This is a genomic window from Psychrobacillus sp. L4, from assembly GCF_042944905.1.
Taxonomy (GTDB): domain Bacteria; phylum Bacillota; class Bacilli; order Bacillales_A; family Planococcaceae; genus Psychrobacillus.
The window spans coordinates 1,413,703-1,430,818 of sequence record NZ_CP168496.1 but is presented as its reverse complement, the minus strand read 5'-3'; the positions used below and the strand labels follow the sequence as shown (position 1 = coordinate 1,430,818).

Genomic DNA, 17,116 nt, shown 5'->3' with positions numbered 1-17,116 from the left:
TTTAAACACCACCATTAGATAATGCAACTAGTTCATTTACAGTTGATTCAAGTGATACCTTATCTAAATATCCTTGTTTTAGGAAAGATGTTATTAAAGGCTCGTATTGAATTGCTTCATCAATTTCTTTTGAAGTTCCACGTTTATAAGCCCCAATGTTAATAAGGTCTTCTGATTTGTTGTAAGTAAAATATAAATCGCGTAAACGCTCAGCAGCTTTTATGTGTTCTTCGTCTGAAATATGATTCATTAGTCGACTAATACTTTTTAACACATTAATCGCTGGGTACTGACCTTTATTGGCTAGTTCACGATCAAGTACGATATGTCCGTCCAAAATCCCCCGGACAGTATCAGCTATCGGTTCATTCATATCGTCACCATCTACTAATACAGTATAAAAAGCTGTAATCGATCCATGTTCATTTGTACCAGTACGTTCCAATAATTTCGGTAGTATAGAAAATACAGAAGGAGTATAACCTCTTGTAGCAGGTGGTTCTCCGACCGCTAATCCTATTTCTCGCTGCGCCATTGCAACCCGGGTAACGGAGTCCATCATAAGCATGACGTTCAATCCTTTATCACGAAAATACTCTGCAATAGCTGTTGCGGTAAAAGCACCCTTTATACGCATTAAAGCCGGTTGGTCAGAAGTAGCCGCAATAACGATAGAACGTTCTAAGCCTTCTTTTCCTAAATCTCTTTCGATAAATTCGCGTACTTCTCTTCCTCGTTCTCCAATAAGCGCAATAACATTTAAATCGGCATTTGTATTTCTCGCTATCATTCCAAGCAATGTACTCTTACCAACACCGGATCCTGCAAAGATCCCTATCCTTTGACCAATTCCAACCGTTAGCATGCCATCAATAGCTTTGACCCCTACTTCAATCTGTTGATGAATAGGAGGTCTGGTTAAAGGATTCGGTGGATCTTTTTCTGTTCCAACCGTCATCAATCCCTTTGGTAATATTGTCCCATCGATGGGATTACCCATTGAATCTAATACTTTTCCAATAAGATCAGAGCCAACTTTCACTTCAAGTGGTCGATTAGTACCTTCCACTAAACAACCGGTTGAAATTTCTCTAATATTCGTATAAGGCATTAACACGACGATTTCTTCTTTAAATCCCACAACTTCGGCAAGAATGACGGAATGTCCATTTTTAGAAGAATGTATGTGAATTTTACATACATCTCCTATAGAACTTTCAGGCCCTTGTGATTCAATCATTAATCCAACAACACGATTCACACGCCCATATTTTTTAAATGTAGAAAGATTGGGGATTTGTTGAATTAGATCGATTGCTTTCATCACATTCACTCCATACTATCTAGAATATCAACTAACTTTAGTCGTAATTCATGTAGTTGTTCATCAATACTTGCTACAATTCTTCCATGGTTTGTTTCTATAAAACAATCGGTTGCGTTCATATCTTCATCTACAAAAATCATAAATGGGACATCTACTGGGAAAATGGAAGCAAGTTCATCCCGATTACTTGATACTAACGAAAAGTACGCAGGAGAAACATAAAGCTTTATCTCTTTCATTTCTCTTGCTTCTTTTAAACCTCTCTTCACTATCGATAGAAAGAGTTCCTCGTTTTCTTCAAGTTTCATTCCAATAATCCGCTCCCCAGTCCGGATAGCAAGTTCTAAAATGACTTGTTCTTGGTGTTGTAAATAACTCGCTGCATTTTCATGAGCAATTCGTATGGTTTCATTCGCTGTAGTTAATGCTTGCTTCATATCTTCTTGCGCCTTGCTTCTTCCCTCTTCAAGACCTTGGGTGAAGCCTTCATCGTATGCAGCATGCTGAAAAGCTACTTTTTGTTCTTCCCACGTTCTTAATTGGGTTTCAATATATTGTTTGTTTTGTTCAATATCATTTTCCAGTTCTGCTCTTTTTGAAAGAATAGTTTGTTCCGCTTCACGGATCATTCGGTCTCTTTCTTGTAGGAACACTTCTAGGGATAACGGTTGACTCTCATCCATTTCCTCACTCAATTGAAGGTCTTTTATTTGTATAGATCTAGTTTTTCCACTATCTCCATTCATTTGAACGTTTCGGAAAATTTTAGACAATAATGTCATCTCCTCCACCACGAGCGATAATTATTTCTCCCGCATCTTCCAACCTTCTAATGACAGAAACAATCCGAGACTGCGCTTCTTCTACATCACGTAATCTAACAGGACCCATAATTTCCATTTCTTCTTTAAATGTATCTGCCATTCGAGTTGACATATTTCGGAATATAATATCTTTCACTTCTTCACTTGACACTTTCATTGACAATAGTAAGTCTTCATTTTCACAATCACGAATAACTCGTTGAATCGAACGATTATCAAGTGTAACAATATCCTCAAACACAAACATTCTTTTCTTAATTTCTTCCGCAAGTTCGGGATCTTGGATTTCTAATGCATCCAAAATTGTTTTTTCAGTTGTACGGTCTACTCCATTCAACACTTCAACAACTGCATCCACTCCACCAGTTACCGTATAATCCTGTGTAACAGTAGAAGACAACTTACGCTCTAACACAGATTCAATTTCACTAATTACTTCTGGAGAAGTAGAATCCATAGTTGCAATTCGTTTCGCAATATCCGCTTGCACCTCTTGAGGCAATGAAGAGAGAATAATCCCTGCTTGTTGTGCCTCTAGATAAGATAAGATCAAAGCAATAGTTTGCGGGTGTTCATTTTGAATAAAATTAAATAATTGAGATGGTTCTGCTCGTCTTGCAAAGTCAAATGGCCGTACCTGAAGCGAAGAGGTTAAGCGATTTATTATAGCTTGCGCGTGCTCTGCACCTAATGCTTTTTCTAAAACTGTTTTGGCGTAACCAATCCCACCTTGAGAAATATAGTCTTGTGCCAATGCGATATTATGAAACTCTTCAATAATATCTTCTTTTATTTCAGGTTCTACTTTTTTAACGCCTGAGATTTCTAATGTTAAACGCTCGATTTCTTCTTCATTTAAATGCTTATAAATAGAAGCAGACACTTCCGGTCCGAGAGAAATTAATAAGAGCGCGGCTTTTTGTTTACCACTAAGATCTTTATCCTTTTTCACCATAGCCGTCCCTCCATCAATCCTCTGCTATCCAAGTACGCAACAATTTAGCGAAATCTTCTGGCTTATCTTTGGCCATTTTTTCAAGTTGTTTACGTCTTAACGTAGCTTCTGTTTCTTTTTCATCATTTATATCTTCAATTTTCAGTTCTTCTCGCTGTTCTTCTAGTATTTCTAGTTCTTCCTCTTCGCTTCGTCGAGAACGAATAATAAAGATTACTAATAGAATAACTGCAACTAAAAGAATTCCACCAATTACATAAACCCACCATGGAATTACAGGACTCGTTGCAGTAACCATATTCGCTTTACCATTAAACGGTTGTACAGAGACAACAATTTTCTCTTTCAATTGTTGTTCAGTTAAATTTCCAGCTTCTCCTTTATCGATGGAAGTTCGAATAATAGTTGCAAGAATTTGTTCAATATCACCTTGCACCCCATTCGGCATCGATGTAATATCTTTTGGATTAGGAGGTTCCACCATCACTTGGATGCCGATATCTCTAATTTTATAAGGACTTTCTACGATTTCCTTTCGAATTCGATTGACGTCACTATTTAGAGTATCTTCTTTCCTTTCATAGTCACCATTTGCATTTGAACCTGCTACATAGTTGGTAAAGTTATCAGTTGCATCTTCTGCTTGCGGTGTTCCACCGACAACTGGATTCGTTCCTGTAAATGTTTCGGAAATATGTTGTGCGCTAATTTGAATACCAGACATATTTTCTACATCTACTGGTTCTACTAGGTTTTCTTCTCTATTCTCTTGCTTAAAATCGATATCGGTTGTAACAGAAACTACTACCTTATCTTGTCCCATTATTGTACTTAACATCGTTTGTACCTGTCTTTGCAGGTCTCGTTCGATTGATTTCTTAATGGACATTTGATCTCCAGCATTCGCTCCTGTTGTATGAGAGTTTGCTGTAAGAAGATCGAAGTACTCAAAATATTGATTTGTAATGACTATATCTTCAGTCGATAAATTTGGAACCGATTTTGACACTAAGTTATATAAAGACTGAATCTGTACATCAGTAAATTGATAACCAGGCTCTGTGTTTAGGACAATTGAAGCACTAGCTTTTCCATTGCTTTGAGATAGAAAGACGCTCTCTTGTGGCAATGAAATCATTACTTTTGCATCTTTAACTCCTTTTATACCTTTGATCAAATTAGCAAGCTCTGTTTGAGTAGAGGCTAATTTCAACACATTAAACTCATTATCGGTCATACCGAAACCAGCATTTTTAGAAAAGAAGCTGTAATCAATCATACCTGATTGTGGAAAACCATCTGCAGCAAGCTGGACTAACAATGAATCCACTTGATCAGAAGGAACTAAAATAGATGTTCCACCAGGAGCTATTTTGTTTTGGACACCTTGAGCATCTAGTGTTTCTTTAATACGCCCTACTTCAGACGGCGCGACATCGGAGTACAAAGGCACAAAATCAGTTCTTGTCGAAAAGTAAGATATGAATGCAGCAATAAGAATAACGGCAACCGTACTCCCGATTATGGTTCCTTTTTGCGCTTTTGTTCTGCTAGTCCAAAAAGCAGAGATATCACTAGTGACTTTCTTTATACGTTCATTCATTTGTATCCTCCGGCTATGGTGAATATTTTTACTCGATATTTAAGAATAACCGAGGATTTATACAGGCATACGCATTATTTCTTGATATGCTTCTACAACTTTGTTTCTAATTTCTAATGTTGTATTTAAAGTAATGCTTGCTTTTTGTGAAGCAATCATTATGTCATGCAATTCTACGTCTTCCCCGCGAACTAACTTATCAGTTAAGACATCGGAAGCTTTTTGATCTTGATTGACGGATTCAATTGCACTTTTAAGAAAATCACCAAAGTTGTGTTGGGCTTCTGATACACTTGCTTTCGGAGTAGATGATGCCGGATTAATTTGGGCTATATTAAATAACGAAATAGACTCTATTGCCATATCTTGCTTGACCCTCTTTCATTTCTATTTACCAATCTCTAGAGCTTTAGTAAGCATTGCTTTATTGGCATTAAATACGGTTACATTCGCTTCATAAGAACGAGTTGCAGAGATTAAATCTACCATTTCTCTTAACGGGTCTACATTCGGCATTTCTACATAACCCTCTGCGTTCGCATCAATATGTGTTGGATCATAAACTAACTTAAGCGGGGTTTCCAAGTCTTCATTGATACTCGCTACTTTGACGCCATTGCCAACTCCCTGATTACCTTTAGCGACATTTAAAAAATTTGAGAATTGTCCTTCAAGAGGTTGAAATGTAACGGTTTTTCTTCTATATGCTTGCCATTCACCATTGACTAGCTTAGACCTAGTAGTATCTACATTCGCCATATTAGAAGAGATGACATCCATGCGAAGACGTTGAGCAGTTAAAGCGGAAGCCGTAGTATTCATTCCGTGAAAAATCGACAAATTTAGCGACCTCCTTTAATGACAGATTGCAAAGTATTTAACTTGCTGCTCATCCGGTCAACCAATGCATTATAATAGATTTGGTTTGTAGCTAGATTCGCTTGCTCTTTATCCATGTCTACTTCATTACCATTCTGACTATATTGAAAATCAGCATAATTATTAACACCTGGTGAACTTGTGTTCATTTGAAAGTTAAAATGTTTTTCATTCGTGCGATATGCGGAAATTGTCGAGTGTTTGGCATTAGATAAGAAATCCTTGAAATTAACACTCTTCGCTTTATAATTTGGCGTGTCGACATTTGCAATATTTTGCGCGATTGCTTTATGTTTCATTGCTGAAAAATCTAAGCCGCGTTCTAAATTTGAAATTGTTCCTCCAAAAATACCCAATTATTACACCTCATTTATTTCTTAAAGGTAAAAATTTTAATAATATTCTACGAAAATCATAATAATCTAATTGTAATGAAAATGTAACATAGTGTCTATTCTCTTTTTTTTTATTTCATAGGTCATTTTTCCTTTTTTTTCGATCTTTTTCTAATATAAATGTCGAAAAGTCATATTTCATAATGCATACATACTAATTCGAAGAAATTTTCAAAAAAATGGCATTATATATTTCGAAATTATTATTGTTCTTATCTACGAGGTAGAATTTTTTACATTTTTTACACTAAATGATACTTCGAGATCAAACGTGTTGTACCCGAGACCATTTTACTCAGTGGCGAGACCAATTCTTACTTATCCGAGACTAATTAAGTGCAGGAGCAAATCTTTTCTGCGACGAGTAACCGCAGGAGCAAATCTTTTCTGCGACGAGTAACCGCAGGAGCAAATCTTTTCTGCGACGAGTAACCGCAGGAGCAAGAGACTCTTGAGAGAGGAGTGTAGGAGCGTAAGGCGGCAACTCCTAGGGGATTAGCAAGCAAATCAGGACCCTGGACTAAAGCTGCGCGAAGGAAGCGGCTTGGTGCTTGCTTGACTTGCAAGCGTCAGCCTGCAGCGGAAATCAACCTTTTATGTCATAAAAAATATATATTTTTTCTTTTCATGAAAAAACCTCTTCTACAAAAGTAGAAGAGGTTTTATTATTGCTTATTTCAATTTTAATTGAGCTAGTTCTGCAAGGAATTTATCATTAAGAACTTTAATGTACGTTCCTTTCATACCTAATGATCTAGATTCAATTACTCCAGCACTTTCAAGCTTACGTAAGGCATTTACAATTACAGAACGAGTAATACCTACGCGGTCAGCAATTTTGGAAGCTACTAGTAAACCTTCGTTTCCATCTAATTCTTCAAAAATATGCTCAATTGCTTCTAACTCACTATAGGATAAAGAATTTATCGCCATTTGAACGACTGCTTTACTTCTTGCTTCGCCTTCAATTTCTTCTGATTTCTCACGTAAGATTTCCATCCCAACAACAGTAGCACCATATTCTCCAAGAATTAAATCATCATCATGGAATTCTTGTTTTAAACGGCCAAGTATTAACGTTCCTAAACGTTCTCCACCACCGATAATCGGTACAATAGTTGTTAACCCATCTTTAAATAATTCGCGATTTTCTACAGGAAATACTGTATGTTGGTTGTATACATCTAAATTTGAAGATGTTTCGTTTACGCTAAATAAGTTTTTTGTATAATCTTCTGGGAATTGACGTTCTTCCATCATTTTAATCATACGTTCATTTTCAATTTGTTGATGTACTTCATGTCCTAGTAATTTACCTTTACGGCTTAAGATGAAAGCGTTACATTCAATAACGTCGCTTAATGTTGCTGCCATTTCTTTAAAGTTCACAGGTTTACCTGCAGATGCTTGGAGCATCGAGTTAATCTTTCTTGTTTTATCTAATAAATTCATTGTTGTATCCTCCATTTAATTTACGTATTTATTTTTAATATTCTAAAGGTTTTTAATTCTTTTTGGAATAGCAGAAACTTAATATTACAATATAAATTGCGATAAATCTTTATTCTTCACAATATTGTCAAGTTTTTGGTCAATATATCCAGGAGTTATTTGAATTTGAGCTGGAGAAATGTCAGAAGCTTCAAATGAAAGTTCTTCTAAGATCTTTTCGAGTATCGTATGAAGACGTCGAGCTCCTATATTATCCGTTTCTTGATTTACTTCATATGCTATTTCCCCAATTCTTTCAATTGCTTCATCTGTAAATGAAATTGTTACACCTTCTGTTTGAAGTAATGCTTCATATTGTTTTGTTAAAGAATGTTGCGGTTCTTTTAAAATTCGAACAAAATCTTCTTTTGTAAGCTTTTCTAATTCTACACGAATTGGAAATCTACCTTGAAGCTCAGGGATTAAATCAGAGGGTTTAGACATATGGAAAGCACCAGCCGCAATAAACAAGATATAGTCCGTCTTAACCGCACCGTATTTCGTATTTACCGTTGAACCTTCGACAATTGGTAAGATATCTCGTTGAACACCTTCTCGCGAAACGTCAGCAGAAGCACTACCACCATTTTTATTCGCAATTTTATCCATTTCATCGATAAATATTATTCCAGACTGTTCCGTTTTTTCTATCGCAATTTGAGATAACTCATCATTATCAATTAGTTTGCTCGCTTCTTCTTGCAATAATACTTTCCGAGCATCTTTTACTTTCATTTTTCTTTTCTTTTTTTTCTTTGGAACTAAACTAGAGAGTGCATCTTGCATATTCATCCCCATACTCTCCATCCCGCCGCCTTGAAGTGCGTCAAAGATAGATGGAGCATGTTCAGTAACTTCAACAGTAACAATTTCATCTTCTAATTTTCCATCTCTTAAATCTTCTGCAATTTGTGATCTTTTTATACGAACTTCCGTATCTTCATTATCTTGGAGATCATCATCTGCTTTCCCTCCAAATAATGCTTCAAACGGATTTTGGTTGGCATTCTTTTTCTTTAACGAAGGAACAAGAAGCTTTACAATAGCATCATTCGCTAATCGTATAGCCTGATCTTTCACTTCTTCCATTTTCTCTTCCTTCACAATTCGAATAGCCGCTTCCACTAAATCTCTTACCATAGATTCAACGTCTCTACCGACATAACCTACTTCTGTAAATTTAGTCGCCTCAACTTTCACAAAAGGAGCTTTTGTAAGTTTCGCAATTCTTCTCGCTATTTCTGTTTTCCCAACCCCTGTTGGACCAATCATTAAAATGTTTTTAGGGATTACTTCATTCTTCATATCTTCATCTAGTAATTGTCTTCTATATCTATTTCGCAGAGCTACTGCTACCGCTTTTTTTGCAGCATCTTGCCCAACGATATATTTATTTAAGTGCTCCGTAATTTGTTTTGGTGTTAAGTTATTTTCTTTCATTCACCTAAAACCTCCACGATTATTTGATGATTTGTAAATACGCAAATATCTGCAGCAGTAGTTAAAGCTGCCTTTGCTATTTCTTCCGCAGTCATTTTTTCCCCCGCATATTGCTTTAATGCTCTTCCTGCTGCTAATGCATAGTTTCCACCAGAGCCAATAGCAAGTATACCATCATCTGGCTCAATTACTTCACCAGTTCCAGAAACGAGTAATAAATTATTATTGTCCATTACTAAAAGCATCGCTTCCAGTTGACGCAACATTTTATCTCCTCTCCATTGCTTCGCTAATTCAACAGACGCACGCTGAAGATTTCCATTATACTCTAATAATTTACCTTCAAACATTTCAAATAAAGTAAAAGCATCTGCAACGGAACCGGCAAACCCCGCTATTACTTTACCATTAAATAATCTTCTAACTTTTTTAGCGGTATGTTTCATAACAACTTGATTACCTAAAGTGACCTGTCCGTCTCCTGCCATTGCATGGCTTCCATTATGACTTACCGCAAAAATTGTAGTTGCATGTATTCCAGCTCCAGCCAAATTTCATTACCTCCAATACTTATGCCCTAGGATGAGCGTTCATATACGTTTTTCTTAAATGTTCCTTTGTAACATGTGTATAGATTTGAGTAGAAGTTAAATGGGAATGACCTAACAGTTCTTGCACGCTTCTTAAATCTGCACCATTGTTTAATAAATGCGTAGCAAATGTATGTCGAAGCATATGAGGATATATAGTCGTGTGCATAGCAGCTTTTTTTATCATTTCGTTTAGGATATGACGAACGCCACTTGTGGTTAAATGATGACCTCTGCTATTCACAAAAAGAAAAGAGTGGGAAGTAGATTTCATTAACTTAAATCTGCTTTTTTCTACATATTCTTCCACTGCTAATAGTGCAAAATCGCCAACAGGAACATACCGCTCTTTTCTTCCTTTTCCCATTACACGGACAATCCCATAACTCTTATCTATATGACTCATTTCGATTGAAATAAGTTCGCTTACCCGAATGCCAGTTGCATACAGTAATTCGAGTAATGCCATATTTCTCAAGGAAAGTAGATCTGTCCCTTTGTTTCCTTCGAACAGTTTTTCCATTTCTTCCTCATAAAAGAAATGAGGTAATTTCTCCTCTTTCTTCGGATGATATAACGATTGAAAGGCTTCATCTCTTATATTGTATTCCTTGTGCAAAAACTTGTAAAAAGAACGAACGGATGAAATCTTTCTTGAAATAGAGGTTCTCGCTAATTCTTTTTCATAAAGAGTTGTAACAAATAATCGCGCGTGAACATATTCTACCTCATTTAAATGACCTACACCTTCTCTTTCTAGAAAAAGTAAAAACTGTTCAATATCTTTCTCATACTCATGGACTGTAAGATTTGAGTAATTTTTCTCTAATTGAATATAATCAATAAATGAATGCAATTCAATTAATCCAATCATTCGAACAACTCCAATTCTCTTTCCATAGTAAAAGCCTCTAAAAGTATATCAAGTTTTAGAGGCTTAAAGCAATTAAATCGATTCATTTTTCACAAAATTTTGAATTGTTTTTAATGCGCGATTTGCTAATTGCTCGGTTCTCACTTTTTTATCTCTCACTTTTGGTTGGAGCTCTGGGAATAGGCCAAAGTTAATATTCATTGGTTGGAAGTTTTTCGGATCTGCTTCTGTAATATATCTAGCCATACTACCTAGAGCTGTTTCGCTCGGGAATACGATTAATTCTTCCCCTTTTGCAAATCTAGCCGCATTAATGCCAGCAAGTAAACCACTCCCTGCAGACTCCACATATCCTTCCACACCAGTCATCTGACCTGCAAAGAAAATTTGTTGGTTTGCTTTTAGTTGGTAAGTTGGTTGTAGGACAGTAGGTGAGTTAATGAACGTATTACGGTGCATAACACCATATCGAACAATCTCTACGTTTTCTAGACCTGGTATTAGTTGTAATACTTCTTTTTGTGGTCCCCATTTTAAATGCGTTTGAAACCCAACAATATTATATAGTGTACCAGCAGCATCGTCTTGTCTTAGTTGGACAACTGCATATGGTCGCTTCCCTGTTTTTGGATCTTCGAGACCAACCGGCTTCATGGGTCCAAATAATAATGTTTTTCGACCTCTTCCAGCCATTACTTCTACTGGCATACATCCTTCGAAGTAGATTTCTTTTTCAAATTCTTTTAATGGGACAACCTCCGCTGCTATAAGAGCGTCGTAAAAACGATTAAATTCCTCTTCTGTCATTGGACAGTTTAAATAAGCCGCTTCCCCTTTATCGTAACGGGATTTCAAGTATACTTTGTCCATGTCAATACTGTCTTTTTCCACAATTGGAGCTGCGGCATCGTAAAAGTATAAATAAGTTTGACCTGTTATATCTTTTACTTTTTCCGCTAAAGCAGGAGAAGTTAATGGTCCTGTTGCAATGACAGTAATACCTTCTGGGATCTCCGTTACTTCTTCGTTTACAATTTCAATTAAAGGATGATTACGTATCGTATCTGTTACTCTTCCAGCAAAATCATGTCTGTCAACAGCTAGTGCACCACCTGCAGGCACACTACTGTTGTCTGCAGCATGAATAATAAGAGAATCCAATATACGCATTTCTTCTTTAATAACACCAACAGCGTTTGTCAAATTATTTGCACGTAGCGAATTAGAACAAACTAGTTCTGCAAATTTATCTGTATGATGAGCTGGAGTTTGTTTAACAGGTCGCATTTCAAAAAGACGAACCTTTATACCCCGCTTAGCAATTTGCCAAGCTGCCTCGCTTCCTGCAAGTCCAGCACCAATCACGTTTACTATTTCAGTCATGTTAAATCCTTCTTTCTATTAACTCTGTGGATCCTCTTTGTAATCACAAGAAACACATTGAATTTGTATGCCTTTTTTCAATTTCTTTTCTACTAACTTATCATTACATTTTGGACATGGTCTATTTATCGGCTTATCCCATGATACAAAATCACATGTCGGATATCGGTCACATCCATAAAAAATTCGTTTCGTTTTACTTTTACGTTCTACAATTTGTCCTTCTCCACAAGATGGACACGGTACACCAATCTCTTTTACAATTGCTTTCGTATTCCGACAATCTGGAAAATTACTACAAGCCATAAATTTGCCAAATCGTCCTAATTTATAAACCATTGGAGAGCCGCATTTTTCACAATCTTCTCCAGTTGGTTCATCTTTTATGACGATTTTCTCCATTTCAGCATCTGCATGCTCCACATGTTTCGCAAAGTCTTGATAAAACCCATCAATTACCTGAACCCATTTAACTTGCCCTTCTTCTACACTATCTAAGTCTTTTTCCATTTGTGCCGTAAACTCGATATTCAATACATTAGGAAAAAATTCTAACACTAATTTATGAACAATTGTTCCCAACTCTGTTGGTACAAAACGTTTTGTTTCTAAAGCAACATAGCCCCTTTTTTGAATGGTATCCAGTGTTGGAGCGTATGTAGAAGGCCTACCAATACCCAGTTCTTCCAACGTTTTCACTAATCTTGCTTCTGAATATCTTGGTGGCGGCTGTGTAAAATGTTGTTTTGGTTCGATAGCTAATGAATTCACTATATCTCCGACCTCTAACACAGGTAGTAATTTGTCTTTATCGTCGGTTTGATCGTCAGAACCTTCTACATACACTTTCATGAATCCCGGAAATTTCACTTGCGAACCGTTTGCACGGAACACCGCATCTCCATTTTTCATATCTACCGCAACAGTATCTAGTATTGCCGATGCCATTTGACTCGCGATGAAACGCTCCCAAATTAATTTGTATAAACGGAACTGATCTTTAGATAGAATCGCTTTTACTTGATCTGGCGTTCTTAAAACACTTGTTGGTCTAACCGCTTCATGTGCATCTTGTGCTTTTTTAGATTGTTTTTCAGCATTTCTTGATGTAATGTATTCGCTGCCATATTCATTTTGAATAAACGTATGAGCTTCCGCTTTTGCGGTATCAGAAATTCTCGTAGAATCTGTTCTCATATAAGTTATCAGACCGACAGTTCCTTCTTTTTTCCCTAAGTCGATACCTTCATATAATTGTTGAGCGAGCATCATTGTTTTTCTTGCTCTAAAATTTAGCTTTCTTGCTGCCTCTTGTTGAAGAGAAGAAGTTGTGAAGGATGCGGCAGGGTTTCTTTTTCTTTCTTTTTTTACCACATTGGTCACTTCAAACTTTTTACCTTTCATACCTTTTAATACTTCTTTAACCTCTTTTTCGTTCGTAAGTTTTACTTTTTCTTTTTCAGAACCGTAGTATAGTGCCTCAAAGGACTTTTTGCCTTTTTCAAATTGCCCTTCAATTGTCCAATATTCTTCCGGTATAAAATTGGTTATTTCATTTTCGCGATCGATAATTAAACGTAAAGCTACGGATTGAACTCGACCTGCTGAAAGACCTTTCTTTACCTTTTTCCATAAAATAGGACTTATATTATATCCAACAAGTCGGTCTAATATCCTTCTAGCTTGCTGAGCATCTACTAAATCCATATCAATAGGCCTTGGGTGTTTAAAAGATTCTAATATTGCATCTTTTGTAATTTCGTTAAATACAACACGACAATCCGATTCGATGTCTACGTTTAATGCTTGAGCTAAATGCCATGCAATTGCTTCCCCTTCTCTGTCAGGGTCAGCTGCGAGATAGACTTTCTTCACTTTTTTAGCAGCTTTTTTTAAATCTTGTAATACAGGGCCTTTTCCCCGTATCGTAATATATTTTGGTTCATAGTCATTTTCAACATCTACACCCATTTTACTTCTTGGTAAATCGATTACATGACCGATGGATGCCTTTACTTTATATTTTTTTCCTAAATACTTTTCAATTGTCTTTGCCTTTGCTGGCGATTCCACTATCACTAAATAATCCGACATAAATGTGCCTCCTTATAGAAGGTAACTCGCTTTAAGCTACAAAACAAATACCTGTTGCAAAATGTATAACAGATTCCTTATAAATGCAAGGCTTTTCATTTATTTAATTGTTTATTTGTTCATTATCACATAATTCTTCAAGAATTTGATATCCGTTCCAAATAGGCTTTGCCCCTTCTAAAATAAGCAAATGTGGTCCTGCAGATAGTGGTGAATCTATTGCACCTGGAATAGCAAATATTTCTTTTCCATTTTCCAAAGCATGTTCCATTGTAGAAACTGTACCACTCTTTTCTTTTGCTTCTGTAATAACAACTCCTTGTGATAAACCACTGATTATCCGATTTCTCATTGGAAAATTCCACTTTTTAGGTGTTATATAAGGAGGATATTCTGTCACTAATAAATGATTTTTCGACATTTTTTCTGCTAATCCTTCATTTTCTTTTGGATAAGTATGGAATAACCCCGTACCTAATACGGCAATTGTTTTCCCTCCGAGTTGGATAGTGATTTCATGTGCCATCGTATCCGCTCCTTTTGCAAGACCACTTACGATAACGAAATTTTGTTCTATTAATGGAGGTAATATCATTTTTATACTATTTTCAGAGTACTCAGTAGCATCTCTGGACCCGATTATTGCTATTTTTTTTGCCACATTTAAAAGACTAATATCGCCTTTAACATATAGGACTGCTGGTGGATCATAGAGATATTTTAAACTTAAAGGATAATTGGGATTGGTATATATAATTGGGGTTATTCGATGTTTTTCATAGATTTGTAGAAATGGGGTTTCTACAAATTTTTGATACATTTCTTTTAGTTGTATTGCACGTTTTTGTGTAATCTTTAGAATCTCTGAAAGTTTACTCGTTTGCAATTTCGCTAACTCGGATAAGGTGGGATCAAACTCAATTAGCGGTTCAATTTTGTTTAAAGGAACTGGAAATACATAGTGCAAGGCTAGAAATCGGTTCATCCATCGTTCGTCTGTACAATTCATTACTTCCCTCCTATTTATAAAAAGAGTACGGCTACACCATTAGATGTGCCGTACTCTTATATTAATGTGTTTTACAAGCGTCGTAAAGACCCGCTTCTTTAATTGCTTCAATTAAAGTTTCACCGATTACAGATGGTGTAGCAGCAACTTTCATTCCCGCTTCTTTCATTGCTTTAATTTTACCTTCAGCAGTACCTTGACCACCTGAGATAATTGCACCAGCGTGACCCATACGTTTTCCTTCTGGAGCTGTTTGACCACCGATGAATCCAATTACAGGTTTTGTCATATTAGCTTTGATCCATGCCGCTGCTTCTTCTTCAGCAGTACCACCAATTTCACCAATCATAACAACTGCGTATGTTTCTTCATCTGCATTGAATGCAGTTAAAGCATCAATAAAGTTAGTTCCATTTACTGGATCTCCACCAATACCTACAGCCGTTGTTTGACCAATTCCAGCTTGTGTTAACTGATGTACAGCTTCATAAGTTAATGTACCAGAACGTGACACAACACCAACATGACCTTTTGTATGAATGTATCCTGGCATAATTCCAATTTTACATTCATCTGCCGTAATAACACCTGGGCAGTTAGGTCCTACTAAACGAGTTTTCTTACCTTCCATGTAACGTTTCACGTTAACCATGTCTAGTACTGGGATATGTTCTGTAATACAGATTGTCATATCTAGTTCAGCATCTACCGCTTCCATAATTGCATCCGCAGCAAAAGGAGCTGGTACATAGATGACAGAAACGTTTGCGCCAGTTGCTTTTACAGCGTCTTGTACTGTATTGAAAACTGGTACGCCTTCAACTTCAGTACCACCTTTACCAGGTGTAACCCCAGCAACGATCTTAGTACCATATTCAAGCATTTGTTTTGTATGGAAAAGAGCAGTTGAGCCCGTAATTCCTTGAACGATTACTTTCGTATCTTTATTAATATATACGCCCATTTTATGTCCCTGCCTTTCTTATCCTACAAGATTAACGATTTTTTGAGCACCGTCTGCCATAGAGTCAGCAGCAATAATATTTAAGCCAGATTCATTTAATAATTTCTTACCTAAGTCAACATTCGTACCTTCTAAACGTACTACTAATGGTACAGCAAGACCAACTTCTTTCGCAGCAATAATAACACCTTCTGCGATTACGTCACATTTCATGATACCACCGAAGATATTAACGAAAATACCTTTTACGTTTACATCAGAAAGGATGATTTTGAATGCTTCTGTAACCTTTTCAGCTGTAGCACCGCCCCCAACGTCAAGGAAGTTTGCGGGTGAACCGCCGTAATAGCTAATCGTATCCATTGTTGCCATAGCTAGTCCTGCTCCATTAACCATACAACCGATATTTCCATCTAAAGAAATATAGCTTAAGTCAAATTTAGAAGCTTCAATTTCTTTTGCATCTTCTTCATCATAATCACGCATTTCAAGAATATCAGCATGACGGTATAAAGCATTTGCATCGAAGTTGAATTTTGCATCAAGTGCTAATACGTTGTCATCGTTCGTTACTACTAACGGGTTAATTTCAACAATAGAAGCATCTTTTTCTTTATAAACTTGATATAAGCCAAGCATGAACTTAGCTGCTTTGTTTACAAGTTTAGCTGGTATATTCATTTTAAAAGCCATACGACGAGCTTGGAAGCCTGTTAAGCCTACAACTGGATCGATTTCTTCGTAGAATAATTTCTCAGGATTATTTGCTGCTACTTCTTCGATATCCATACCGCCCTCTTCAGAGCCCATTAAAGTTACACGAGAAGTTGCACGGTCTAATACTAAACCTACATAATATTCCTTCTTGATATCGCTACCTTCTTCGATCAGTAAACGTTTAATTTCTTTACCTTCAGGACCAGTTTGGTGTGTAACTAACACTTTTCCTAATAGTTCCTTCGCGTATTCACGTACTTCATCTAAATTTTTCGCGATTTTTACCCCACCAGCTTTACCACGACCACCTGCGTGAATTTGTGCTTTAACAACAATAACGCTTGAGCCTAACTCTTTCGCTGCTTTAACTGCCTCTTCAGGTGAGAAAGCTACAATCCCGTTAGAAACTGCTACGCCATATTGTCTGAGGAGTTGTTTACCTTGATATTCATGGATATTCATTTTACATCCTCCAATCAAACTTATGTCCAGTAATTTACTACCTACCCCATTGTAATAAAACAGTCACATCTTGTCTACAAAAGTACAGTATTTCTATTAAACTGCGAAT

The 17,116-nt window shown here is 36.5% G+C and carries 16 protein-coding genes; all 16 read right to left on the bottom strand.

Annotation, left to right across the window (positions count from 1 at the left end):
* Position 1: 1 nt before the first annotated feature.
* The 16 genes from fliI to sucC all read right to left on the bottom strand — a co-directional run bounded on the left by fliI (position 2) and on the right by sucC (position 17,007).
* Positions 2-1,324 carry a flagellar protein export ATPase FliI gene (fliI, locus tag ACEPXG_RS06630; protein ID WP_391208655.1) on the bottom strand — a complete coding sequence of 441 codons (1,323 nt, stop codon included), beginning with the start codon at positions 1,322-1,324 and terminating at the stop codon, positions 2-4.
* A gap of 5 nt (positions 1,325-1,329) precedes the next feature.
* Positions 1,330-2,109 (bottom strand): flagellar assembly protein FliH, encoded by a 780-nt coding sequence (fliH, locus tag ACEPXG_RS06625; protein ID WP_391208653.1) that lies wholly within the window; start codon positions 2,107-2,109, stop codon positions 1,330-1,332.
* Positions 2,093-3,106 carry a flagellar motor switch protein FliG gene (fliG, locus tag ACEPXG_RS06620; RefSeq protein ID WP_391208650.1) on the bottom strand — a complete coding sequence of 338 codons (1,014 nt, stop codon included), beginning with the start codon at positions 3,104-3,106 and terminating at the stop codon, positions 2,093-2,095. The genes fliH and fliG overlap by 17 nt, the downstream gene beginning before the upstream one ends.
* A 13-nt stretch (positions 3,107-3,119) precedes the next feature.
* On the bottom strand, positions 3,120-4,709 hold the full coding sequence (fliF, locus tag ACEPXG_RS06615; protein ID WP_391208648.1) for a flagellar basal-body MS-ring/collar protein FliF: 1,590 nt from the start codon (positions 4,707-4,709) through the stop codon (positions 3,120-3,122).
* A 57-nt stretch (positions 4,710-4,766) separates the two neighbouring features.
* Entirely contained in the window at positions 4,767-5,072 is a 306-nt protein-coding gene (gene fliE / locus ACEPXG_RS06610) for a flagellar hook-basal body complex protein FliE (protein WP_151699468.1), read from the bottom strand.
* Positions 5,073-5,096: 24 nt separating this feature from the next.
* Positions 5,097-5,549 (bottom strand): flagellar basal body rod protein FlgC, encoded by a 453-nt coding sequence (gene flgC, locus ACEPXG_RS06605; protein ID WP_151699467.1) that lies wholly within the window; start codon positions 5,547-5,549, stop codon positions 5,097-5,099.
* A 2-nt stretch (positions 5,550-5,551) separates the two neighbouring features.
* Entirely contained in the window at positions 5,552-5,944 is a 393-nt protein-coding gene (gene flgB, locus ACEPXG_RS06600) for a flagellar basal body rod protein FlgB (protein ID WP_391208645.1), read from the bottom strand.
* Between the two features lie 711 nt (positions 5,945-6,655).
* The gene (gene codY, locus ACEPXG_RS06595; RefSeq protein ID WP_391208642.1) at positions 6,656-7,435 is read right to left on the bottom strand and encodes a GTP-sensing pleiotropic transcriptional regulator CodY; all 780 of its coding nucleotides are present in this window, start codon (positions 7,433-7,435) and stop codon (positions 6,656-6,658) included.
* An 84-nt stretch (positions 7,436-7,519) separates the two neighbouring features.
* Complete coding sequence (hslU, locus tag ACEPXG_RS06590; protein ID WP_391208641.1) at positions 7,520-8,914, bottom strand: ATP-dependent protease ATPase subunit HslU; 1,395 nt, start codon at positions 8,912-8,914, stop codon at positions 7,520-7,522.
* On the bottom strand, positions 8,911-9,402 hold the full coding sequence (gene hslV / locus ACEPXG_RS06585; RefSeq protein ID WP_391209810.1) for an HslVU peptidase proteolytic subunit: 492 nt from the start codon (positions 9,400-9,402) through the stop codon (positions 8,911-8,913). The genes hslU and hslV overlap by 4 nt, the downstream gene beginning before the upstream one ends.
* A gap of 82 nt (positions 9,403-9,484) precedes the next feature.
* A complete protein-coding gene (gene xerC, locus ACEPXG_RS06580; RefSeq protein ID WP_391208640.1) occupies positions 9,485-10,378 on the bottom strand; it encodes a tyrosine recombinase XerC in 894 nt (297 codons plus the stop codon).
* Positions 10,379-10,450: 72 nt separating this feature from the next.
* Complete coding sequence (gene trmFO / locus ACEPXG_RS06575; protein WP_391208638.1) at positions 10,451-11,761, bottom strand: FADH(2)-oxidizing methylenetetrahydrofolate--tRNA-(uracil(54)-C(5))-methyltransferase TrmFO; 1,311 nt, start codon at positions 11,759-11,761, stop codon at positions 10,451-10,453.
* Between the two features lie 18 nt (positions 11,762-11,779).
* Positions 11,780-13,855 carry a type I DNA topoisomerase gene (topA, locus tag ACEPXG_RS06570; protein ID WP_391208636.1) on the bottom strand — a complete coding sequence of 692 codons (2,076 nt, stop codon included), beginning with the start codon at positions 13,853-13,855 and terminating at the stop codon, positions 11,780-11,782.
* 103 nt (positions 13,856-13,958) lie between these two features.
* Entirely contained in the window at positions 13,959-14,864 is a 906-nt protein-coding gene (gene dprA / locus ACEPXG_RS06565; protein ID WP_391208633.1) for a DNA-processing protein DprA, read from the bottom strand.
* Between the two features lie 61 nt (positions 14,865-14,925).
* Positions 14,926-15,828 (bottom strand): succinate--CoA ligase subunit alpha, encoded by a 903-nt coding sequence (gene sucD, locus ACEPXG_RS06560; protein WP_391208631.1) that lies wholly within the window; start codon positions 15,826-15,828, stop codon positions 14,926-14,928.
* 18 nt (positions 15,829-15,846) lie between these two features.
* Complete coding sequence (gene sucC, locus ACEPXG_RS06555; RefSeq protein ID WP_391208628.1) at positions 15,847-17,007, bottom strand: ADP-forming succinate--CoA ligase subunit beta; 1,161 nt, start codon at positions 17,005-17,007, stop codon at positions 15,847-15,849.
* Positions 17,008-17,116: the final 109 nt, after the last annotated feature.